Genomic DNA, 23,830 nt, shown 5'->3' on the forward strand with positions numbered 1-23,830 from the left:
AAGGAAGAGCTACATGATGAACCAGAATGAAATAAAGCGTATGGGGAGTTATCCAGATGAGGACGTCACCTTTCTATTAAAGAATTTAAATGGGTTAATGAAAGAAGATGACTTAGCCTATCGCGAAAGAGCAATTCAGTCAGGCGTTCATTATTCAGAAATGCTCCCCATTGAGTATGAGCCCTCAGCTGATTATATGAAACTATTCTATGAATCTTTACAAGATTACAAGCAAGAGGTAGCTATTGCTGTAGGGGCGGTTGCCGAACAACTTCTCGAGAAGTGGGGAGGTGCATTTACCATTGTATCGCTAGCACGAGCAGGGACGCCGATTGGAATCTTGGTGAAACGGTACTTACGTGATGTACATCATATCGATGTTCCTCATTATAGTGTCTCTATTATTCGTGATCGTGGTCTTGATGAACAGGCCATTCATCATATTTTAGAGCGTGAAGGGAATAATTCGATTCAATTTGTAGATGGTTGGACTGGAAAAGGCGCAATTACAAAGGAATTAGAGCGGTCTTGTCGTAGATTTAAAGAGGAACAAGGGATTGAACTCGATGATTCGTTGGCGGTCCTAGCCGACCCAGGCCATTGTTCAGACCTGTTTGGTACGCGGGAAGATTACCTAATTCCTAGTGCATGCTTAAACGCAACGGTATCAGGTCTTGTCAGTCGAACGGTGTTAAATGAACAGTATATAGCAGAAGACGAATTTCACGGGGCTAAATACTATGAGCACCTAGAAGCTGAGGACGTGTCAAACGAATTTGTAGACACCATTACAGAGCAGTTCTCATCTGTTGGAGACGCTGTAAAGTACCGGCTTCAAGAAGTTCGACAACAATCCCGTGCGGACTGGGCTGGTTGGAATGAAATCGAAGAAATACAAAAGCAGTTTAACATTGAAGATGTAAATCATATTAAGCCTGGTGTAGGTGAGACGACACGTGTGCTGTTAAGACGAGTACCGTGGAAGATTCTTGTGAAGGACAAGCAGAGTCCTTACTTACATCACGTATTCCAGCTGGCAGAGGAAAAGGGAGTTCCGATTGAAGAGTATAGAGGGATGTCTTATTCATGCTGTGGATTAATCAAGAAAGTGTGAGGCGATGACGTTGATTTTTGCAAGTGACTTAGACCAAACGCTACTATTCTCAGAGCGCACGATGAAAGCGCCAAAAGCAAATGTGTATGTAAGTCCGGTTGAATGGATTGATGGCAAAGAGCAATCTTATATGACCTCGACTTCTTCCAACTTACTAAAGCGAATTCGTGAGGTGGCAACCTTTATTCCTGTCACGACAAGAACGGTTGAACAGTATAAGCGAATTTCCTATATACAAGAGCTCGCTCCTACCTATGCCATTACATCAAATGGGGGGACAATCTTAGTGAATGGGGAACCAGACCGTGAGTGGTCGACTAAGATTGAAACGGAAATCCTTGAACAGTGTGCTCCAGCAGAAAGAATCCTATCAGCGATAGCTTCTGTTGGCAATGGAGACTGGTTGTTACGGCAAAGGCAAGCAGATGGGTTATTCTATTACTTTATCGTTGATGAAGATAAGCTTCCTTATAAGGAACTAGATGCGATTGTGGCTTATGCTTTCGAAGAAGGGTGGACTTTAACACCTCAAGGAAAGAAGATGTACTTAATCCCAAACCCAGTTCGGAAGGAAAGAGCACTTGCTCACGTCTTGGCACAACTAGAGGATTCCTTTCTCGTTACCTCAGGGGATTCTTATCTAGACAAGAATATGCTTAAAATGGCTGACCAAGCTTACATCCCGAGTCAAAGTCAACTGGCAACTCAGCGAGGAGATGTGCGCGGAGTCATCGTGACCGATGAGCCAGGCATTTTCTCAAGTGAACAATTGTTGTTAGATGTGCTCTTAATGGCGCAAACAAACTTAGATGCCCCGTCCATTCTAAGTTCGAAGGCTGCTTGTATCCAATGGGGAATTGATCCTTCTACGTTAAGAAAGAGGCGAGAAGACTTTCCGAAAGGGACCATCCGTAAATTTGGGTCTTCGTACGCCGTAACGGCCAAGGGGATGTATACGGTCTTTGGTGAGCCGCTTATAAGAGACTCATATGAGATAATGAAAGAAGGGGGGAACTCGAAATGAATCCTTCCATTAAACAGATTGCAGCTGTTCCGCTTGAGGATGTACGAGAACGTGAATGGAAAGAGCTCCTACAGAAGCCGTACACGGACCGACATGAAGAACAAGTAAGGGAAGATACGCTTTATATTGGTCAACTCATCATTTCAATCCTTGGTGTGTATGAGGATGAAGATGAGTATATGAATGAGTTGTACGACTTAGCGAATGATGAGGACCTGAAGCTAGAAGTCCTAAGTGAGACGTTAGATAAGCAAATTGAGAATAAGGCTTTTCAAGATTTGCAAGAAATCTGGCGTATTAACCAGCAAGAGCAGCTCTCTGTAAATCGACTTGTGGCTTTCTTGGACGGCAAGCAGTTACTTCCGAAACTATCAGATTCACTTATGAATCGGCATATTCGAATTCAGTTGATTGAAGTATTAAAGCAGTTTCAACGTGTTCATGAGAAAGGGTTGCAAGATGGGGACTTCCGTCGTGTGTTGTTCGACCTTGTGAAGTTCTCGCTCAATCATTTAGAGCCTTGGCTTGAGAGCAACAGTGAAGAAGGATTGTTTCCGCGTGTGCTATGGTATGGGGAAGCGACGAAGAGCCAGAGCTATTTTCTATACTTCTTATATCTAATTGGTGCTGACCTCATCTTCTATCATCCGAACAAGGAAGACATATTTAGTCACGTTAATCTGGAAGTGGACTATTCACTCGTTGAAACATTGCCACAGCAACAAGAACCTACGTCTTTCCCGACAGAGCGGAAGAAGCGAAGTGCTACCGTCGCCTATAAAGCGTCACAAGAAATGGACCGAGTACTCCATCACGATAATTCCATGCTCTACAAGCCTTGGCAATTTCGGCAATATGCCCCCATGTCCATTACGATGAAGACCACGTATGATGAAATTTTTATATTGGGCAAGGAGAAAGCTTTCGTACGTCCTCAGTTCTATGTAGAAGATGGTGTTGTTCATATTCCATCTCTCTTTGCTAAAGTAGTAGGGGTGTCTAATAATCGGGATGAATACTGGTCGCGCATGCAGCAAATGGCCGATTATAACCCGTCTCATGTGGTCAATGAATTTCCGTTCTCAGAAGAAGTGAAAGGGAACTATCGATTTCATTACACCCACTCTCTTAACACTGATGGCACGCTCCAAGCGGAGAAAATGATGTCTGGGAACTTCTGGCGTTATAAACAACTACCTAATGGACTACAGACGGGGATTGCGAAGGCCATTGAACGAATGTGCTCCAATCCACAGCTGTATCCATTGCCAGGTGAGAGTGAGGAAGACGTAAAAATTTATTTATTTCAACAGGCTACGCAGCTGCCAACTGAATTCTTGCAGCTACTTCAGAAATTTGATTACGCTCAGGAAGTTCCGAAACTCGTGCTTTATAATAACGAATTGAACGGCGAAATGTCCCGAGCGGATGCTGCGCGGTTGTTGCTCATGAATGAAGTCGGAGTCGACTTGCTCTTATATAACCCGTCAGGTCACAACGACTTAGAGAGTTATCTGAATGAAGAGCGATTCGATACCCATATGCTAGAGGAAATGTGCTTTGGACTTGATTATAAAGAAAGTTACGGATTGAAAGACCGATTGCGTTCGAAAATTAAACGATTTTTAGGAGAGTGAGTTCATGTCTCAACAAACAACTGATGTTCAGCCAATTGAAGATCAACTGTCAGAAGACAAAGCGAATGAGTTAAAGCAGGAATTGAGAAAGGATCCAGAAGTACAGCGAATTAAAGACACGATTGATGAGCGTCAACAAACGGAATTGCTCTCATTTGGTCAAGAGCCTGCTAATGAAATCTCACAGTTCTCTGACAAAATTTTAGGAACGATGAAGAATTCTAGCATGGAAGACTCCAGCAAGTTGTTGAAACAACTTAGCAAAGTAATGGAGAAGTTCGATAAGAAAGACTTTGAAGAAAACAAAGGGCTATTCAATAAAGTATTTGGTCGTGGTAAGAAGATGATTGAGAAAATCTTCGATAAGTACCAATCACTTGGTGGCGAAATTGAAAAAATTAACGTCGAAATCTCTAAATATAGAGATGAGATGGTGGATAACACCCATAATCTAGAAGACATGTACGAACGGAACTATCAATTTTATTTAGACCTAGAGAAATACATTACTGCAGGACAACTGAAGCAAGAAGAACTTCAGCAACAAATTCAACAGCTTGAAGGGAAGGCTGGAGAAGGTAATCAGCGGGCTTCTATGGAACTCGAAACACTGAAAAATGGTGCTGAACTATTAGACCAACGAGTGTATGACTTACAGATGGCACAAATGGTCGCCTTCCAACAGGCTCCGCAAATTCGTCTTCTGCAGCGCGGGAACACGAAACTCGTGAATAAGATTAACTCTGCCTTTGTTACAACGATTCCAATCTTTAAGACGAGCGTGATTCAAGCTGTCGCAGCGAAAAGGCAAAAGCTTGTGGCTGATAGCATGAGTGAGCTAGACCGAAGAACGAATGAGATGTTGAAGCGAAACGCGCAAAATGTATCAGACCAGAGTCGTCAGATTGCAGAATTGGCTGGCGGACCATCTATTAAAATCGAAACGATTGAAGAATCCTTTAACACGATTGTTCAAGGGATGCAGGATACGAAGGCTATTGAGGACGAGAATACGCGAATTCGAGAAGAAGGACGTAAACGCGTATTAGAGCTTCAGGAAAACTTTAAAAAGAAACACGGGTAAGTTAGAACCCACCCGAGAACGTATCGCGACATGAATAGTGTCGCGATTTTTTTGTATACTTTTGGGTAGGGACGTCATCGTAAAGGAGTTTGAATCATGACAGAGAAGCCTCGAAAAGGTTGGGTGATGAAGCAGCAGTGGAATCATTTGTTGTTTCTTCACTACCCCATTCATCCAGAACACTTACAACCCTTTCTACCAGAATCGTTAACAGTAGACACATTTGAAGGACAGGCTTGGATTGGGATTGTTCCCTTTGAGATGAGTCAGATTCGTTTCAAGGGGCTACCTGTAGTCCCGTTTGTCTCTTCTCTTTATGAACTGAATGTTAGAACGTACGTAACGTACAAAGGAGAGCGTGGGGTATACTTTTTCAGTTTGGATGCGAACCACGTTCTAGGGGTGCAAATTGCCAGGTCAATATTTCACTTACCGTATTTCCGGGCGAAGATGAGAATGGAGAGGATGGGTGAGAAATGGGAGTTCTCGAGTAGGAGGACACATGAGGGGAAGGGTAACCCTGCTTTTCACCTTTCTTATAGTGGTGGAGAGAAGTTACACATTGATGGGAGAAGAACATTAGTAAATTGGTTAACAGAGCGATATTGCTTATTTAATGTTCACAACGGATTTGTGTATAAGGGAAAGATAGATCATAATAAGTGGGAGCTTCGAGAGGGACACTATGAAATTGAGAAGAATGAGCTGTTGCAACCGTTCCAATACACATTTACAGAAGCGCCGATTGCTCACTATTCTGAGGTTCTAGAGTCATATATTTATCCATTTGAGAAAGAAGCGGTCCAAGCAGGGGAATAGCTCCCCTGCTTGTCGTGTTAGTGAGGGGGTGAGGATTCTATGTATTAGATAAAGAAATAAAATAATAGCATTAAAATCGAGCTTCATTGAACCCTTCGATGAACCCATCAATAAGCGCCGCACTTATTCCTACGCTAATCATTCCAATGCCGACATATACGATTTTCTTACGTTTCAGAGCACGACCAATAAAATATAAAGCAATTCCAACGAATAAAACAATGCTAACTAAATTATACATTTCGTAGGACATAAGCCTCCTCCTTCCATAGTGAATTTTACATGTTCTAGTTTATGAGAAGTATAAACAGAGTATTAATTTCATTTTAAACTTTTTTATGGGAAGAGAGAAGTACTGAAAAGTAACAATTGTAAGACTATTATTACGAGAATTTTACAAAGTTTAGGGAAATTGTCTCAAAACCATTGACTTGACACTTCTGGATAGTATAAGCTATACCCATGTTAATAGTTATCTGAAAATTAATAATATTAGCAATGGGAGGGTGCACCATGAGTCGGGTACAAGAGAGAGACCAAGCACCTTTGTTAGAAGTAAGGGGTCTTGAAACTGCGTTCACTATAGAAGGTTCCGATTACAACGCAGTAGACAACGTGAGTTTCTCCGTCAAACCAGGCCAAGTACTTGGTGTGGTTGGGGAATCAGGATGTGGAAAGAGTGTCATGTCGCTTTCCATCATGCAGCTTCTACCTAAGGGCATTGGAAAGATAAAGAATGGAGAAATCATTTTCGACGGGGATGAAATACAGAACTATTCGCCGAAGAGGATGAATAAGATACGAGGGAAAGATATCGGCATGATCTTCCAAGAGCCGATGACTTCATTGAATCCAGTCTTCACCATAGGGTTTCAGCTTGAGGAGGTTCTACATAATCACTTTAAGTTGACGAAACGGGAAGCTAGAGAGAAATCTGTCGCCTTACTAACGGCGGTTGGAATTCCTCGTCCAGATAAAATTGTGGATGAATATCCGCACCAGCTTTCAGGAGGGATGAGACAAAGGGTCATGATTGCGATGGCTATTGCGTGTCAACCAAAGCTTCTGATTGCCGATGAACCGACTACTGCGCTGGACGTTACCGTTCAGGCTCAAATATTAGAATTATTACAAGATGTCCAATCGAAGAATGACATGGCCATTATCTTAATTACGCATGATTTAGGTGTTGTGTCAGAATCGTGTGATGAAGTGATTGTCATGTATGCAGGAAAGATTGTTGAGCGTACTGAAGTGAGGAAATTGTTCACAGAACCGCTTCATCCGTATACCGAGCTATTAATCGGAGCAGTTCCTAAAATGAATGAATCCATTGAAGTGTTGGATTCGATTGAGGGGATTGTGCCGTCCTTAAGCAATATGCCTAAGGTTGGGTGCCGTTTCGCAGGAAGGTGTCCAAAAGCAATGGCTGAGTGCACCGAAATTACCCCACAGCTAGCAGAAAATACAGAGGGGCATGAAGTCGCTTGTTTGTTGTATGAGACAAGCCGCCCGCAAGAGAGGGTTGTAAGATGAGTATACCCGCTAATGAAGCCAAATATGCACAAAATCTATTAGAAGTTGAAAATCTGAAAATGCATTTCCCCGTAAAAGGTGGATTCTTTCGGAAACAGATTGGAGCCGTAAAGGCAGTTGATGGCGTAAGCTTCTTCATTAAAAAAGGAGAAACCCTAGGGCTGGTAGGAGAGTCAGGGTGTGGCAAATCAACAACCGGACGTTCCATTCTAAGGCTGTTGAAGCCAACTGAAGGAAAATTGACATTCGACGGGGATGATATTACGGAGGTTACTGGACGTCGCTTACGCGAAATTCGGAAAGAACTCCAGATGATCTTCCAAGACCCATACGCATCGCTAAATCCAATGCAGATGGTTGGGGACATCGTGGCTGAACCCATTAAGAACTACTACAACAACCGGTCTAAGAAAGAGCTTCGCTCGGAAGTAATGGACTTGCTTAACAAAGTTGGTCTCCCTGAAGATGCGTATTACAAATACGCTCATGAGTTCTCAGGTGGTCAGCGACAACGAATTGGAATTGCACGTGCACTTGCATTGCGACCAAAGCTAATTATTGCAGACGAACCTGTATCCGCCTTAGACGTATCCGTTCAATCTCAAGTGTTAAATCTACTAAACGAACTACAAGACGAATTCGACTTAACGTACCTGTTTATCGCCCATGACTTAAGTGTTGTGAAACATATGAGTGATCGCATTGGCGTTATGTACCTCGGGAACTTAGTCGAAATTGCTGATAAACACTCAATCTACGACGACCCACTACACCCATACACACAAGCCCTAATTTCAGCCGTACCGGATGTAGATTCCTACGGAAAAAAGAAAGAACGAATTGTCTTGGAGGGAGACGTACCGAGTCCTGAGAATCCTCCAACAGGTTGCCCGTTCCACACACGTTGCCCTAAGGCGATGGAGTCTTGTTCAAGCATTAAACCTCAGCTTAAGGAGGTGAAGCCTGGACAACATGTTGCCTGTCTACTTTATGAAAACGAGGGTCTAACAAATTAAAACACATAGGGGGTATTCGATCTCATGAAGAAGAATCGATGGTTATTGCTTTTCGCTATGCTACTTACGTTATCACTATTTCTAGCTGCATGTAATTCTGAAGAGTCCTCAGGTAATGAGGAAGAGGGTAAAGATGAGGAAACAACTGAAGAAGGTACAGAAGGTGAAGGGGAAGAAGCAACAGATGGAGAAGCTCCTCAGGGTGGTACTTTAACATTCGGCCTTGATGCAACTCCTGAAGGACTTCTTGATTATGCCTTCTATGGTATTCAAACAGATGATCAAATTCTTCAATTTATCCAAGAGAACTTGATTGAGTTTGATGAAGAGTTGAATCCAATCCCGAATATTGCAGACTGGACAACTGAAGACAATAAGGTGTTTACATTTACGTTTGAAGAAGGCGTAAAATGGCACACTGGCGAAGAGCTAACAGTTAATGACTGGGTATTCGCACTTGAAACAATTGCTCATCCAGACTACGATGGTCCGCGTTATACAAACGTAAAAACAATTGAAGGTGCAGAGGCATTCCATAATGGAGAAGCTGATACGATTTCTGGACTTGAAGTTGTAAGTGACTACGAAATTAAAGTAACGTTTGATAAAGCACGCGTGAACAACCTGGTTAACCTTTGGACATATCCAATGAACAAAGCACAATTTGAAGGTATTGAAGTAGCGGATATGTCAGGTTCTGAAATGGTTCGTCAAACTCCTGTAGGAACAGGTCCATTTAAAGTAGAAGAAATCGTTCCAGGTGAATCTTACAAACTAACTGCATTTGAAGATTACCGTCTAGGTAAACCAAATCTAGATCAAGTCATCATTAAAGTACTAGACAGCACAGCTGTTACAGGTGCTCTACAGAACGATGAAATTGATGTTCTTGGTAGCGTACACCCAACAGTTGGTAAAGATGTAGAGGCAATGGAGAATGTATCGCTTGAGACTTATCCTGGCCTTTCCTATTACTATGTTGGTTTCAAACTTGGTAAATTCGATAATGAGCAACAAAAAGTTGTTGAGCAAAAAGACAAATATGGCGATAAACAATTACGCCAAGCAATGGCTTATGCAATTGACCGCGAAGCTTGGATTGAAGCCTTCTTCCAAGGTTACGGTACACCAGTTAACCGTCCGGTACCAACTTCTCACTGGATTGCAGCTGACAACGCTGACTTGAACACATATGAGTACGATCCTGAGAAAGCAATGAGTCTTCTTGATGAAGCGGGTTACGTGGATGTTGATGATGATGGCTTCCGTGAAGATCCAAATGGTGAAGATTTCGTGGTAGACTTCTCTCACTATGCAACATCAAACCCTACGTTTGAGTCTCGTGCTAAAGCACTAACTCAGTACTGGAACGACATTGGCCTTGAAACTTCTCTAGAAATGGTAGAGGTTAACCTTTACTACGATATGCTAGAGTCTGATGCTGAAGAGATTGAAACATTCTTCGGTGGTTGGGGTTACGGCGCAGATCCAGATCCATCTGGTCTTTGGAAATCTGATGTACTTTGGAACTACCCTCGTTGGGTAAGCGAAGAGTCTGACAAACTTCTAGATGACGCGCTTGATATTGAAATCGTTGGTGATGATAAAGAGAAGCGTAAAGAGCTTTATGTTGAGTGGCAGCAGCTTGTAAACGAAGAGCTTCCAATGATCTTCATTGCTGAACTTCAAGAGCTATCTGGAGTGAACAACCGTGTTGGTGGAATCAGCTTTGACGTTACTGGCCACAACAACCCAATGGAATGGTACATCAAAGAATAATCTTCCTGATTGTTTCACTGGATAAGGAGAATGCATATGTTGAAATACACACTTCGTAGATTACTAGGAATGATTCCTATGTTGCTCCTTACCTCTATCGTTGTGTTTTCCCTGGCAATGCTTATGCCAGGGGATCCCTTCGGTGGGGAAATTGACCCGAACAATACAGATCCAGAGTATATCGAAGAAATGCGTGAAAAGCTTGGTTATAACGACCCAATTCACGTACAGTATTTTCGCTGGATTGGTAATTTCGTTCAAGGTGAATTTGGAGAATCTACTCGACTTAAGATGGATGTTTCTCAAATTATAGCCGAGCGTATGCCAAACACGCTAATGCTTGGAATTAGTTCATTACTTATTACGTACATGCTTGCTTTTGCAATGGGGATTTATGCTGGAAGAAAGCCTTATACAATTGGGGATCATACGATTGGTGGAGTGAACTATTTCTTCTTAGCTGTACCTTCTTACATTGCAGGGGTGTTCGCAATTTATTTCTTTAGTTTTAAACTTGGCTGGTTCCCATTCAGTGGCTCAGTTGATATTACAGTCGAGAAGGGAACACTTGCATTTTACTTAAGTAAGATCAATCACGTCTTTTTACCGGCGCTCGTACTAGGTGCCTTGAGTACTGCACAGTACACACAATTCTTACGTAATGACATTATTAATAATAGTCAAAAAGATTACGTACGAACGGCTCGTGCCAAAGGAACGCCTGAGAGTCGCATTTACAACTCTCATATTCTACGAAATTCCATCATCCCAATTGTAACGTTTCTAGGCTTTGATATCGTTACGCTTGTGAATGGTGCCATTATTACAGAAAGCATCTTTACGTATCCTGGAATTGGACAACTGTTCTTAGATTCCATTGGAAGTCGTGATTATCCAGTAATGATGACGCTTGTCATGATGTTCTCATTACTTGTTCTTGTCGGAAATATGATTGCGGATCTTCTGTATGGCATTGTAGACCCAAGGATACGAGTGGACTAAGAGGGGGAATAGAGAATGGAACTATCAACTAAAAATCAGACTCACACAGCTTCCTCTAAGCCGAAAAAGAGCAAGTCTCCCTGGGCTATTGCCAGAAGGAAGTTCTTTCATAACAAGCTTGCGATGACGAGTTTAATTTTCTTGTTAGTCGTTTCAATCTTGTCGTTTCTAGCTCCTTATATTACAACGACAGACATTAGTCGAGTTAATATTGGTCAGATGTCACTTTCACCTTCTAGTGATCATTGGTTAGGGACAGATAAGAGTGGACGAGATGTCTTCACCCGTTTGCTTTACGGTGGACGAGTATCTCTTTACGTCGGAATTGCCTCAACGGCCTTAATTATGCTGTTTGGGATATCTGTTGGAGCCATTGCCGGCTATTATGGAGGGCTCATTGATACCTTGCTTATGCGCTTCACAGATTTCATACTGAACCTACCGTTTTTAGTATTTGCGATTGTAATCAATGCCATTTTCTTTGGTAAAGTAGAAGGTACGTGGCTACTTATTCTTGTGCTAAGTGTACTGGGGTGGGGAGGCGTCGCGCGTCTTGTCCGAAGCAAGTTCTTAGCAGAGAAAGAGAATGAGTACATTTTAGCTGCGGTATCCATTGGTACGAAGCCTTCTAAAATTATCATGAAGCATCTATTGCCGAACGTATTAAGTACAATCATTGTACAAATTACGGTGTTGTTCGCGGTCATGATATCGGCAGAATCTGCATTGAGCTATCTCGGTTTTGGTGTACCTCAAGAAGTCCCAAGTTGGGGCAACATGTTGTCTGCATCTCAAGAAGCAGACGTATTGCAAAGAATGCCGTGGATTTGGATTCCGCCAGCAATCGTATTAACGGTCACAATCTTATCCATCAACTTTATTGGTGAGGGAATTAAAGATGCGTTGAATCCTAAATCTTATAGATAGAAGGTAGCCAATATGGGGTTGTAGCCCCACCTCCCATTGTGGAGACTAGCCTAGTCTAGTCTCCTTTTTTTATTGTTCTGTTAAATGGGAGTATTTTCACGGTTAGATTGGAGATGAGTGCAAAATAATGATATACTAAGGACACTTAAACTATACGATTATATGGAGGCACTATGCTGACATTTGAAGAGAAACTAAACATAATGGATTCATTTCCTGAACTTACCCGCAACAATGTGTCACTTGGACGCGTTAATTATCAATACGAAGATAGCGCGATTGATAAGAAGAACGTAGTTTATCATCTACACCCGAACGGCAATGGGTATGTCTATGCTGAATATGTGGTCGGTTACGACACAGACGACCGAGGCTTTGTGAATATTCGCGACTACTCTGAGGCAGAACTACGCAGAGTGGTAGAACTTGCAATCGATTCGTTATCTCCTATAGCAGATGAAGAAACGAAAGAATTCTGGGCGAATGAAGAAGGCGAAGTGCTAACACTCATTTACGAAAGTCATTTGGATACTTGGAATATTTACGCAGACGATATGCTTGATGGTACGTTCCATACGTATAACGCAGCGATTGAGTATTTAGATGAAGAAGGCTTTAGAGACAGACAATAACTGTGAAGCTGGTCCTATAGGGACCGGCTTCTTTTTTTGGCCTTTTGCATAACTCCAACTTTTCAACAAACAATGTATGTGAAGATGTCATTGGAAGAGGAGTTTGTGAGTATGGATCGTGCGAAAGAGGCAATTAGTACAATTTCTGATTTCATTTGGGGATTTCCACTTATCTTTCTGTTTCTTACTGCGGGGGTCTACATAACCATACGATTACGATTTCTCCCGTTCTTACATGCACGGCTCGTATTTGGAAAGACGATTGGAACCATTTTCTCTAAAGAGAAGAAGAAGGTAGATGGGGTAAGCCCGTTTCAGACATTCACCTCTGCATTGTCCGCTACGGCAGGGGCTACAAATATTGTAGGAGTACCAGTTGCGGTGGCATTCGGAGGCCCTGGGGCTATCTTCTGGATGTGGATTGTGGCACTAGTGGGTATGACGACAATGTATTGTGAAATCATCCTCGGAATGAAATACCGTGAGAAAGACCGGAATGGAGAGTGGGTAGGAGGGCCGAAGTATTATTTATCGAAGGGGCTTGGGTGGAAGAAACTTGGTTGGTTCTATTCCTTTGGCTTGATGATTGAAGTCATTCCGAGCGTTATGGTTCAGACGAACTCAGTTTCGACAAGTGTAGAGACGGATTTTGGATTTAGTCCGCTTATTTCAGGACTGATTGTCGCCCTTGTGACTGCGCTGGTGATCTGGGGAGGTATTAAGCGAATTGGAAAGTTGAGCTCCATTTTCCTTCCGATTTTTGTTTTGATTTATGTGGGATTAACGCTTTGGGTGATTGGGATTAACTATAAGGAAATTGATGATGCGATTAAGCTGATTGTTGGGAACGCATTCACTCCTGCCGCATCTGTAGGGGTCTTTGGCGGAGCTGCTGTTGTTCAAACAATTAGGTGGGGATTGGCAAGAGGGCTTTATACAAGTGAGGCTGGTATGGGATCATCGTCCATTGCATATGCGGAGGCGGACATGGACCAGCCTGTCGAGCTTTCTTTCTGGGGAATCATTGCCGTGTTCATTGATACGCTTGTCATTTGTACATTAACAGGAATTACGATTGTTGTGACAGGTGTATGGAGCAAGGTGGAGAAAGAGGATGCAGCATCGATGGTAGCCGAGGCCTTCAAGCCGGTATTCGGCGAGACATTGAGTGCGACTATTCTAGCCATTCTTCTGTTCTTCTTTGTTATTGCAACTGTCGGGGTCATTATCTTCTTTGGAGAACGTCAAGCGGAGATCTTATTTGGCCGTCGAGTAAAGTGGTTGATGCGATTCATCTATTTACTTGCAATCGTTCTTGGGGCAGTGGGAGGATTGAAGATTGTGTGGGAGTTTCTCGACTTAATTCTTGCGATGATTGTTATCCCGAATATTATCGGAGTCGTATTACTCACAGGGAAAGCGAAAGAAATAACAGACGACTATTTACGGAATAAAAAAGGAAAATAATCCGCATAGTTTCATGGAGGATAGGCAAGCTATCCATAATCAACCAAAAGGAGCGATATCTACCATGAAACATTTGCTGGCACCGTTGTTTGTGTTAGGGCTGATGATGATGGTTCTCTTGCCTAACCAGGCAGAGGCTCAAGATACGGATGCATATACTGTAAAGCCTGGGGACACATTATGGATTATTTCTCAAAAGTATAAAATTGGTTTGTCTGAAATTATTGATGCAAACCCTCAGTTCTCTAACCCAGACCTGATTTATCCTGGTGATCGTGTAACGATTCCACTAAAGCAAGATATTAAAGCAATTGAACGGGAAGTCATTCGATTGACAAATGAAGAACGAGCGAAGCAAGGTCTGTCTACATTACAGGCTGATTGGGAAGTATCTCGTGTTGCTCGCTATAAGTCACGTGATATGAGGGACCAGAATTATTTCTCTCACCAATCTCCAACCTTTGGTTCACCGTTCGATATGATGAAAGATTTTAATGTGTCTTATACAAGAGCCGCTGAAAACATTGCTGCTGGTCAAACTACAGCTCAATCTGTCGTAGATTCCTGGATGAATAGCGCTGGGCATCGTAAGAATATACTTGACCCGAATCTCACGTACATTGGTGTAGGCTATGCCAAGGGCGGAAGTTATGGACACTACTGGACCCAAATGTTTATCACGAAATAACCGTTAAGAAGCAGCGTGTACAAACGCTAGTCAGATTGTCGATAACATTCTCGACGGTCTGGCTTTTTTATTTGGAGGGGCTCATGAGGCTGGGGTGAGTATATGGAAATAGTTTCTATACATGTCGAATGTTCTATGTATTTCTACGCCTCATTCCTAATTTATAGTTCGAGTGGAAAGTCGAAATTAGGGAAAAGTAAAGGTTGTACAACTAAAACGTTAATTTGTTAATATTCCCTTAAAAAATTTTTAATAAACCTAGAGTATGTCATAATCCCTTATATATCATGGGATTTGGGCAATTAGATGTAATTGTAACACACTCATTTGGGGTTATTAGTAGTTGCATGATGTCAGACGACTTGGTAAAATTCTAGAGGAGACAGTCATGAAAGCACTTTCATAAAAGGCTTGGAATCATGACATAAAATAAACGTGTAAGAGGTAGAGGAGGAGCTCAACGGATGGACATCTTGATAGGCTTGCTATCGATCCTGGTCGTATTTGGGATCGGATTTTTAATGTCGAATGACCGCCCTAATATTAATTATCGTGGTCTCGGAGTCATGATTGGTCTGCAATTCTTGCTGACTTTTGTTCTATTCAATACGGATATTGGACAAACAATCATACTAAAGATTTCGGATATGTTCAACTTCCTGATTGCTAGAGGTTCATATGGGGTTAACTTTGTTGTTGGTGGAATACAGCTTGGAGAGAATGGAACATTTATCTTTAACGTTCTATTAATTATTATCTTCTTCTCCACATTGCTTTCCATTCTGACGTACCTTAAGATTTTGCCATTTATCATTAAATATTTAGGTGCGTTCCTTTCTAAATTAACTGGAATGCCTAAGGTTGAATCATTTAACGCTGTTAACAGTATCTTCTTTGGTCAATCAGAAGCACTAATTGCAATTAAGTCCCAATTTAAGCAATTAGACAATAACCGATTATTTGTCGTTAGTGCATCAGCAATGGGGTCTGTTGCTGCTTCAATCGTCGGAGGGTATATGGGTCTAATCCCACCAGAATATGTCCTTGTCGCGTTGCCATTGAACATGTTCAGTGCGCTGATTGTAAGTTCTTTAATTGCGCCGGTTAAAGTATCTAAAGAAGAAGACGAAGTTGAAATTCAAGATGTTTCAAACGCAAATAGTCTGTTTGAGGCAATGGGAAATGGAGCACTAGATGGTGGTAAAATTGCATTAATTGTAGCCGCGATGCTAATTGCTTTCCTTGCGACTCTTGATTTAGTGAATAATTTAATTTCTCTCGTAGCTTCTGGCTTAACTTTACAACAAATGCTTGGTTACATTTTCTATCCATTCGTATGGTTAATGGGTGTTCCTGCTGATGAAGTAGTTGACGCTGGTAGTATCATGGGTGCGAAATTAATTACAAACGAATTTGCAGCAATGCAATTGTTTACAGCTGAAAATGGTCTAATGAGTTATGCTTCCGAGAAGACAATTGGAATTGTATCTGTCTTCCTAACAAGCTTTGCGAACTTCTCCTCAATCGGAATTATCGCAGGTACAGTTCAAGGAATCGACCCAGAGAAAGGTTCTACCGTCTCTAAATTCGGTCTGAAACTTCTAGTTGCAACTACATTAGCTTCCATGCTTTCCGCAACAATTGCTGGTATCTTCTTAACCTTCTAATATAAAGCCTGAAATGGTCGTGCAGCCCATTTCAGGCTTTTTTTATGTGTTTAGTCTCTTCAAAGAAATGGAATAAACAGTATAGAGCCACCATTCTTTAAAGGGAGTGTAGACAATAATGACGAAAGAATACCAATTATACATGAACGGCGAATGGACATCATCAAGCGAAACGGTTGATGTGTATGACAAATATTCAAAGGATGTGCATGCTACCATTTCGAAGGCTGGTGAAGAAGAGGTAGAGCGTGCGATTACAAGCGCCTATGAGGCTTTTCATAACACTGACTTCCCGCCGTACGAACGTTACAAAGTGCTTCATCGTGTAAGTGAACTCTTGCAAGAGAAGAAAGAAGAATTAGCTCAAATCATTACAGCAGAAGCGGGTAAGCCGATTAAGCAGGCAAGAACGGAGATTGACCGTGCAACTCAGACGTTTGAGCTCTCTGCTGAGGAAGCGAAGCGCATTACAGGCGAAGGAGTGCCTGTAGAAGCAGCGCCGGGATCTGAGAATCGACTCGCATTTACAATTCGAGTCCCGGTAGGGGTAGTTGGCGCTATTAGTCCGTTTAACTTCCCGGTAAATTTAGTTGCACATAAGATTGCCCCAGCTATCGCGGCAGGGAACTCAGTCGTACTGAAACCAGCCAGCAGAACTCCAGTTTCGTCCTTGAAACTAGCTGAGCTGTTTCACGAAGCAGGCTTGCCGAAAGGGTTTCTAAATGTAGTCGTTGGGTCAGGGTCAGTAGTTGGAAATCAAATGATGCAGGATGAACGTGTAAACCTATATACGTTTACAGGTAGTGCTGAAGTAGGGCTGAAGCTTAAGCAGAACACAGGCTTAAATAAGCTTGTACTAGAATTAGGGAACAATTCTCCAGTCATCATTGATAAATACGCGGACGTGAAGAAGGCAGCAGAAACTACTGCCCAGAAGGCATTCGCGTATGCAGGTCAGGTCTGTATCTCTGTTCAGCGTATGTATGTTCATGAAGAAGTCATGAACGAGTTCAAAGAGCATTTCATTGAAGCGACTAAATCACTCGTTGTTGGCAACCCGTACGATGATAAGACGGACGTAGGCCCGATGATTAGTGAAGAAGAAGCGAAACGTGCTGAAGAATGGATCTCTGAAGCGAAAGAAGCTGGTGCTACAATTGTCCATGGCGGGACGCGGAATGGGGCACAGTTTGAGCCAACGATTCTTACGGACGTGGACCAGTCCATGAAGGTTGTGTGTGAAGAAATCTTTGCACCAGTTGTAACGATGATGACATTCAATGATTTAGACCGTGTCATTGACGAGGTGAATCAGTCTAATTATGGACTACAGGGTGGCATCTTTACGAAGGACCTTAATCGTGCCTACAAAGCCGCTCGTAAAGTCGAAGTAGGCGGCTTCATGATTAATGATGCATCCCAGTACCGTGTAGATCTCATGCCCTATGGTGGTGTGAAAAATAGTGGTTGGGGGAAAGAAGGACCGAAGTACTCCATTGAAGAGATGACAGAAGAGCGTCTTGTCGTCATGAATCTAGAATAGATAGTAGAAAGAAGACCCGAACGCCGTTGTTAGCGTTCGGGTCTTCTTTCATTATTGCGATAATCCTTCTTTAATCGTCTTAATATTCCATTCCATCATATCGATGTAAGTATCGCCATCTTCACCTGGTTCTGCTAGTGAATCTGTAAAGACTTCTCCCATGATTGGAACATCTGTCTCTGCAGATACAGCCTCCATACTACGACCATCAATACTTGTTTCTAGGAATAGACCTGTAATGTCCTTCTCGTTAATGATATCAACAATACGGGTGATTTGTTCAGGAGTTCCTTGGTTCTCTTGGTTAATTTCCCAAATATACTCAGCTTGGAAGCCATAAGCCTCACTAAAGTATTTGAACGCTCCTTCGCTTGTGACAAGTACACGCTCTTCTTCAGGGATTTCATTGTATTCAGCGACAGCTTTATCATGGAGCTCTTGAAGCTTTGCGATATACTCTTCTGCGTTCTTCTCGTAAACTTCCTTATTCTCAGGGTCAGCTTCGATTAGTCCATCTCTTGCATTTTCTGCGTATTTAATTCCGTTACGGATGTCCAACCAAGCGTGTGGGTCTTCTTCGCCTTCTTTGCCTTCCGTTGTGAGGTACATGGCTTCTACGCCTTCGCTCATTAGGAATACAGGTGCATCATCGCCTGATTTCCCTGCAGTCTCCATGAGTTTGTTAAACCACGAGTTGCCTGCTTCTAAATTCAGCCCATTGTAGAATACAGCATCGGCATCGGTAGTTTTCTGGACGTCTTCAGGGAGTGGGTCGTACTCGTGTGGATTCGATCCAATCGGTGCAAGGCTATGAATCTCGACTTTGTCTCCGCCAACGTTCTTCACAATGTCATAAATGATGGAGTAAGTGGTGACAACTTGTACTTTACCGTTATCCTCTTTCGAATCCCCACTAGCATCATCCCCGCTACAAGCAGCAAGTAGTATTACTGTGAATAGTGCGGCTGTAAATAAAAATAGTTTCTTCTTAAGCATGTTAAATGCCCCCTTTATGGTGTAATTCGTTCTAGCTTATAGGAGTGAAGCGCGTTTCTTGCGTACTCGCATTGCCTTCCAAAGTAACCCGTGTTTTGGAGAGAAGAGGAAGACAAGAGCGAAAATGGCTGTTGCAGCAATTACGATGGTTGCCCCAGAAGCTAAATTATACGTAAAGCTAAAGTACAACCCGATAATTGATGACAGGACGCCAATTCCAGCTGAAAGGAAAATCATTATGGACAGACGTTCTGTTAGTAGGTAAGCAGCCGCTGCTGGGGTAATTAGCATGGCTACCACTAACACAATTCCTACCGTCTGTAGGGAAGCGACGGTTACCATCGTTAAGAGTGTCATAAGGAAATAGTGGATGACACGTACAGGCAGTCCATAAGCAGCTCCCATCGTCTCATCGAACGAGGTGACTAAGAGTTCTTTGTAGAATAAATAAACGGCTGCTAAGACGAACAAGCCAATGCCGAGTGTAATCCACATGTCGGAAGCCCGCACCGCGAGTACGTTTCCGAATAAGATGTGGTAAAGATCGGTACTACTCTTTAGCATCGTAATGATGATAATTCCGGCTGCAAAGGCAGCGGTGAACATGATTCCGATGGATGTATCATGTTTAATACGACTATTTTGGCTGACAAAGCCAATTGCAATGGCCGTTAATACGCCGGTAAACACGGCTCCGAAGAAGAAGTTAATTCCAAGCACATAGGAGATGGCAACTCCAGGTAGGACTGCGTGAGAGATTGCGTCTCCCATTAAAGCCATTCCTCTTAAGATGATGAAACAGCCAATGACTCCGCAAATAATGCCGACCATAATGGACGTTAATAACGCCTTTTGCAGGAAGCCGTACTGCATCACCGCTTCAATGAAATCCATTTGTTACACCTCCATCTCTTTCATAAAGGCAAATTGTCCTTTATACGCTCGTTCCATTACTTCAGTTTGGAATACCTGACTCACTGGACCGAAGCTAATTAGTTCTTTATTTAATAAGATGAGCTCATTAAAGTAATCATTTGCCTTGCTTAAATCATGGTGAACGACAATCACGGTCTTCCCTTGAGAGCACAGTTCCTTTAAGATCTTCACAATTGTCTCTTCGCTCGACACATCAACTCCGACGAACGGTTCGTCTAGGAAGAAGAGTTCTGCATTTTGAGCTAGGGCTCTCGCTAGAAAGACGCGTTGTTGTTGTCCTCCTGAAAGTTCTCCGATTTGTCTTTTGCTATACTCTTCCATTCCGACTCGTTTAAGGCACTCGTATGCCCACTCTTTTTCCGCCTTGCCTGGTCGGCGAAACAGTTTCAAGCTTGGATACGTACCGAGGAGAACGGTGTCGAGTACGGTGATGGGGAAATCCCAATCTATATCGTTCCGTTGTGGTACATACGCGATTTTCGTTCGGACTTCTTTCACAGTTTTCCCGAGTACCTTGACTTCCCCTTTATCTTTAGGAATCAGGTTTAGCAGGGCTTTAATAAATGTAGATTTGCCGGCTCCATTAGGTCCGATGATGCCGACTAAGTTTCCAGGGTTAACGGACAAGCTGACATTCTTGACCGCTTCCGTACCGTAATACGATACATGTAGATCTCGAATCGAGATGGCTGAATGCTTCATAACCGTTCCTCCTTCTATGTTCATCATTCACCTTCTGAGGAAGTCTCCATTAGGTGATGGAATGGTTTCATTTCATGGGCATACGCTCACATGGTTACTATACGTGTGTATCTAACAAAGGGTGACTACCCTATAATATTCCCTAGAACAATCTTTTAGGATAAAAACAATAGTTTTGCCTTAATGCAACTTTAATGCGAATGATAAACATTGTCAATATTAAAGCATGAGAATTTACAAAGGAACATAAAAAGCCGATTGCTACTTGGCGTAGCAATCGGCTTTACTGTTAAAGGGATTGTTGTATAGGTTCATTTTCTGTTCGTTTCTGATTTAGTCGATACATAAGAGCCACAGCACCGGCTGCGAGTCCGATGATTAAGCCCATCCAGTATCCATAGGGTCCGAGTTCTGTATAGTTAGCGAATAGGTACCCACTTGGCAACCCAATCACCCAATAGGACACGAGGGCCATAAAGAACGTAATGTTAACGTCTTTATAACCGCGGAGAGCGCCTTGAATAGGGGCGCCGAATGCGTCTGACAGCTGAAAGAATATCGCATAGAACAAGAAATAGGTGGTTTGTTCAATCACAGCTGGAGTATTGGAATAGAGGCTAGCCACTTTATAATCAAAGGTATAAATGATGAGACCGCCAATGGCAGCCATAATGACGGCTAGGCCAATGCCAAGGTAGCTGTATACTTTCGCATCTTTAAACCGCTTCGCTCCTACTTCAAATCCGACCGCAATGGTAAGCGTCATGGAGATGCTTAATGGAATCATATAAATAAAGGATGCAAAATTCATGGCAGCCTGGTGAGCTGCAATGGTTGTTGTATCATACGTACTCATAAAGAGGGTTACAGCAGCGAAGATACTTGTTTCAAAGAAAATGGCAAATCCAATTGGTATTCCGATTTTCAGTTGTTCCTTCCAAGTAGGCCAATTTGGCTTCTCCCATCCTTTTAGGATGGAGAAGGATGCGAACGGACGGAATTTAGCGATAATGAGAATTGCGATGAGTGCCGCAATCCAATAGGTTAAGGAAGATGCTATCCCTGCCCCAATTCCGCCCATGGCAGGAAAACCGAATTTCCCGAAGATAAACACATAGTTAAACGCTAGGTTAAACGGAAGTGTAATCAGTGTAATCAGCATAGTAACGCGTGTATGCCCAAGTGCATCTACAAAGCTATGAAGTAAGTTGTAGATAAACAAAGGGATAATTCCAGTACCTAAAGCGAGTAGATAGTATTTGGCTACACGGCGCACCTTCTCCTCAAGATCCATAAGCGATAAAATAGGGTCTACAAGAAAGAAGCCGACGATACACAGCAACACGGCTAAGATGAAAGACAGATAAACCCCTTGACGAACGACGTAGGATACGTGGTTGTTTTGTTTCGCACCAGTCAACTGTGCGACAATAGGAGCAATGGCTAGCATAATGCCATTAATCCCTGTGAAGATGGGCACCCATAAGCTTGACCCGATTGCGACGCCTGCAAGGTCTTCTTTACTTACCTGACCAGTCATGATGGTGTCGAAGAAATTCATGGAATACATGCCGAGCTGGGTGATGAGAATGGGATATAATAGTAAGAGAAACAGCTTAATTTTTTGTTTCAACGTATGAGTTTTGTACATGAAGCTCTTCCTTTTCATTCCGAATTCTTTTACGATAAGAGGGATTATAGCACAATTGTACGGTTTCATATACCATATATTGAAAATGCACGAACGAACAGAAAGGGAGTTCACAACATGAGTGAAAAACGAATTCTATTTACCGGAGGCGGGACAGCCGGTCATGTCATTGTAAACTTAGCACTCATCCCCGTCTTTCAGAAGGAAGGATGGACGGTTGATTACATAGGTTCTTATAACGGAATTGAGCGGAACTTAATTGAACCATTGGAAGGGGTGACGTATCACGCCATTTCTACAGGTAAATTGCGTCGTTACTTCTCTAAAGACAACTTTAAAGACCCATTTAAAGTATTGAAAGGAACAGGCCAGGCGCTCAACATCATTCGAAAGCGGAAGCCTCACGTCATCTTCTCTAAGGGAGGCTTTGTATCGGTCCCTGTTGTCGCAGCTGCTCGTATGAGTCGAGTGCCATCCATTATTCACGAGTCTGACTACACGCCTGGTTTAGCCAACAAATTGGCTATGCCTTTCGCGAAGCGGGTGCTTGGTACGTTCCCAGAATCGATGCCGCACCTTCCAGAGAAGAAGCGTGAACTTGTAGGAGCCGTTGTTCGGGGTGAGTTGTTCCAAGGAAGTGAGCAGAAGGGACTGAACCTTTGTGGCTTTACGAGAACGAAACCTGTCATGCTTGTCATGGGAGGGAGTATGGGATCAAAGCGCATTAACGATGCGGTTCGCGATAACCTAGATGAATTGCTGAACGAGTTCCAAATTGTGCACCTTTGCGGAAAAGGGAACAAAGACGAATCAATTCACCGTCATGGCTACGCCCAGTTCGAGTACGTTAACGATGAATTAAATGACCTTTTCGCGATTACAGACTTTGTCGTGTCACGTGCTGGGGCGAATTCAATCTTTGAGTTCTTGGCGCTTAAGAAGCCGATGCTTCTCATCCCGCTTTCAAGAAAAGCAAGTCGAGGAGACCAAATTCTAAATGCGCAGTCGTTTGTGAAACAAGGCTATGCGCGCATGGTAGCAGAAGAGGAGCTTGATGCGAAACAATTCCTTCATGAGATTCATCAGCTTCAACAGGAGAAAGGAAGTATCCTTCGAGATATGGAAAGCTACCAGAGTGAGAAAGCCAAGGATAAAGTGGTTCAGATTATTAAAGAGGAAGCGAAGAAGTAATCCTTACGAGAGGAGGGGGAGTGCATGAGGCCAGTCTTTTGTAAGTATTGCAGCAAACCGATTGACGACCGGGATGAACTCATCACTGCGACAAACTATGCGAGAATCTATCCGTATCATTATTTGTGTTACCAAGAACTGGAGCAGGAAACCACAACGGTACAACGTGTGTGGAAGCCGTTAAATGACGGGTTAGGGACGTACATCGCGTTCCTAATGCTCATCTTATCTGGATGGTTTGCCTTTACAGATACACTTGGAGCTGTAGGGGACATCATTGCTGCGTTGTCGCTCTATCCAATCGGATTACGTGTACTTTCATTCTTCTTATATGAACTAAGAGTTCCAAATCAGAGCGGGTCGCAATAGACCTGCTCTATTTTCTTTATCGTAGAAGTCCAATGTGGTAGAGTTGGACT

At 42.8% G+C, this 23,830-nt stretch carries 22 protein-coding genes; 17 read left to right on the forward strand and 5 right to left on the reverse strand.

The window, feature by feature from the left end; genetic code table 11:
- Positions 1-13 precede the first annotated feature (13 nt).
- From H513_RS0113080 to H513_RS0113100, 5 genes are all read left to right on the forward strand, one after another.
- A complete protein-coding gene (locus H513_RS0113080) occupies positions 14-1,114 on the forward strand; it encodes a cysteine protease StiP family protein (RefSeq protein WP_026801144.1) in 1,101 nt (366 codons plus the stop codon).
- 4 nt (positions 1,115-1,118) lie between these two features.
- The gene (locus tag H513_RS0113085) at positions 1,119-2,138 is read left to right on the forward strand and encodes a helix-turn-helix domain-containing protein (RefSeq protein WP_026801145.1); all 1,020 of its coding nucleotides are present in this window, start codon (positions 1,119-1,121) and stop codon (positions 2,136-2,138) included.
- The gene (locus tag H513_RS0113090; RefSeq protein WP_036770317.1) at positions 2,135-3,775 is read left to right on the forward strand and encodes a YceG family protein; all 1,641 of its coding nucleotides are present in this window, start codon (positions 2,135-2,137) and stop codon (positions 3,773-3,775) included. The genes H513_RS0113085 and H513_RS0113090 overlap by 4 nt, the downstream gene beginning before the upstream one ends.
- Positions 3,776-3,779: 4 nt before the next feature.
- Positions 3,780-4,859 carry a toxic anion resistance protein gene (locus tag H513_RS0113095; RefSeq protein WP_036770319.1) on the forward strand — a complete coding sequence of 360 codons (1,080 nt, stop codon included), beginning with the start codon at positions 3,780-3,782 and terminating at the stop codon, positions 4,857-4,859.
- Between the two features lie 96 nt (positions 4,860-4,955).
- Complete coding sequence (locus H513_RS0113100; protein ID WP_036770320.1) at positions 4,956-5,678, forward strand: YqjF family protein; 723 nt, start codon at positions 4,956-4,958, stop codon at positions 5,676-5,678.
- A gap of 70 nt (positions 5,679-5,748) precedes the next feature.
- On the opposite strand, the gene H513_RS0113105 is transcribed toward H513_RS0113100, so the two are convergent.
- Positions 5,749-5,931: a hypothetical protein gene (locus H513_RS0113105; RefSeq protein ID WP_026801149.1), complete on the reverse strand. Its 183-nt coding sequence runs from the start codon at positions 5,929-5,931 to the stop codon at positions 5,749-5,751.
- Positions 5,932-6,191: 260 nt separating this feature from the next.
- Here H513_RS0113105 and H513_RS0113110 point away from each other — a divergent pair, with 260 nt between their 5' ends.
- The 10 genes from H513_RS0113110 (at position 6,192) to H513_RS0113155 (ending at position 17,935) form a co-directional block, all read left to right on the forward strand.
- Positions 6,192-7,214 carry an ABC transporter ATP-binding protein gene (locus tag H513_RS0113110; RefSeq protein WP_026801150.1) on the forward strand — a complete coding sequence of 341 codons (1,023 nt, stop codon included), beginning with the start codon at positions 6,192-6,194 and terminating at the stop codon, positions 7,212-7,214.
- The gene (locus H513_RS0113115; RefSeq protein ID WP_026801151.1) at positions 7,211-8,230 is read left to right on the forward strand and encodes an ABC transporter ATP-binding protein; all 1,020 of its coding nucleotides are present in this window, start codon (positions 7,211-7,213) and stop codon (positions 8,228-8,230) included. Before H513_RS0113110 ends, H513_RS0113115 begins: the two co-directional genes overlap by 4 nt.
- Before the next feature lie 24 nt (positions 8,231-8,254).
- A complete protein-coding gene (gene opp4A, locus H513_RS0113120; protein ID WP_026801152.1) occupies positions 8,255-10,009 on the forward strand; it encodes an oligopeptide ABC transporter substrate-binding protein in 1,755 nt (584 codons plus the stop codon).
- A gap of 36 nt (positions 10,010-10,045) precedes the next feature.
- Positions 10,046-11,011, forward strand: a complete 966-nt coding sequence (gene opp4B, locus H513_RS0113125) for an oligopeptide ABC transporter permease (RefSeq protein ID WP_026801153.1) — start codon at positions 10,046-10,048, stop codon at positions 11,009-11,011.
- A gap of 15 nt (positions 11,012-11,026) precedes the next feature.
- Complete coding sequence (opp4C, locus tag H513_RS0113130; protein WP_026801154.1) at positions 11,027-11,938, forward strand: oligopeptide ABC transporter permease; 912 nt, start codon at positions 11,027-11,029, stop codon at positions 11,936-11,938.
- Between the two features lie 173 nt (positions 11,939-12,111).
- Positions 12,112-12,570, forward strand: a complete 459-nt coding sequence (locus tag H513_RS0113135; protein ID WP_026801155.1) for a hypothetical protein — start codon at positions 12,112-12,114, stop codon at positions 12,568-12,570.
- A gap of 111 nt (positions 12,571-12,681) precedes the next feature.
- Positions 12,682-14,037 (forward strand): alanine/glycine:cation symporter family protein, encoded by a 1,356-nt coding sequence (locus H513_RS0113140; protein ID WP_026801156.1) that lies wholly within the window; start codon positions 12,682-12,684, stop codon positions 14,035-14,037.
- A gap of 64 nt (positions 14,038-14,101) precedes the next feature.
- Positions 14,102-14,725: a SafA/ExsA family spore coat assembly protein gene (safA, locus tag H513_RS0113145; RefSeq protein WP_026801157.1), complete on the forward strand. Its 624-nt coding sequence runs from the start codon at positions 14,102-14,104 to the stop codon at positions 14,723-14,725.
- 464 nt (positions 14,726-15,189) lie between these two features.
- Positions 15,190-16,392, forward strand: a complete 1,203-nt coding sequence (locus H513_RS0113150) for a NupC/NupG family nucleoside CNT transporter (RefSeq protein WP_026801158.1) — start codon at positions 15,190-15,192, stop codon at positions 16,390-16,392.
- A 118-nt stretch (positions 16,393-16,510) separates the two neighbouring features.
- Positions 16,511-17,935 (forward strand): aldehyde dehydrogenase family protein, encoded by a 1,425-nt coding sequence (locus H513_RS0113155; RefSeq protein ID WP_026801159.1) that lies wholly within the window; start codon positions 16,511-16,513, stop codon positions 17,933-17,935.
- Positions 17,936-17,986: 51 nt separating this feature from the next.
- On the opposite strand, the gene H513_RS0113160 is transcribed toward H513_RS0113155, so the two are convergent.
- The 4 genes from H513_RS0113160 to H513_RS0113175 form a co-directional block, all read right to left on the reverse strand.
- The gene (locus H513_RS0113160; protein WP_026801160.1) at positions 17,987-18,931 is read right to left on the reverse strand and encodes a metal ABC transporter substrate-binding protein; all 945 of its coding nucleotides are present in this window, start codon (positions 18,929-18,931) and stop codon (positions 17,987-17,989) included.
- A gap of 36 nt (positions 18,932-18,967) precedes the next feature.
- Positions 18,968-19,825, reverse strand: a complete 858-nt coding sequence (locus H513_RS0113165) for a metal ABC transporter permease (RefSeq protein WP_026801161.1) — start codon at positions 19,823-19,825, stop codon at positions 18,968-18,970.
- Between the two features lie 3 nt (positions 19,826-19,828).
- Positions 19,829-20,569, reverse strand: coding sequence for a metal ABC transporter ATP-binding protein (locus H513_RS0113170; protein ID WP_026801162.1), 741 nt, complete (start codon positions 20,567-20,569; stop codon positions 19,829-19,831).
- Between the two features lie 289 nt (positions 20,570-20,858).
- Complete coding sequence (locus H513_RS0113175; RefSeq protein ID WP_026801163.1) at positions 20,859-22,220, reverse strand: MATE family efflux transporter; 1,362 nt, start codon at positions 22,218-22,220, stop codon at positions 20,859-20,861.
- A gap of 117 nt (positions 22,221-22,337) precedes the next feature.
- Between H513_RS0113175 and H513_RS0113185 the strand changes: the two genes are divergently transcribed.
- Positions 22,338-23,411, forward strand: coding sequence for an undecaprenyldiphospho-muramoylpentapeptide beta-N-acetylglucosaminyltransferase (locus tag H513_RS0113185; protein ID WP_026801164.1), 1,074 nt, complete (start codon positions 22,338-22,340; stop codon positions 23,409-23,411).
- 24 nt (positions 23,412-23,435) lie between these two features.
- Positions 23,436-23,780, forward strand: coding sequence for a hypothetical protein (locus H513_RS0113190; protein ID WP_026801165.1), 345 nt, complete (start codon positions 23,436-23,438; stop codon positions 23,778-23,780).
- The last annotated feature ends 50 nt before the right edge of the window (positions 23,781-23,830 follow it).

The organism is Pontibacillus halophilus JSM 076056 = DSM 19796 (assembly GCF_000425205.1).
Lineage (GTDB): Bacteria > Bacillota > Bacilli > Bacillales > BH030062 > Pontibacillus_A > Pontibacillus_A halophilus.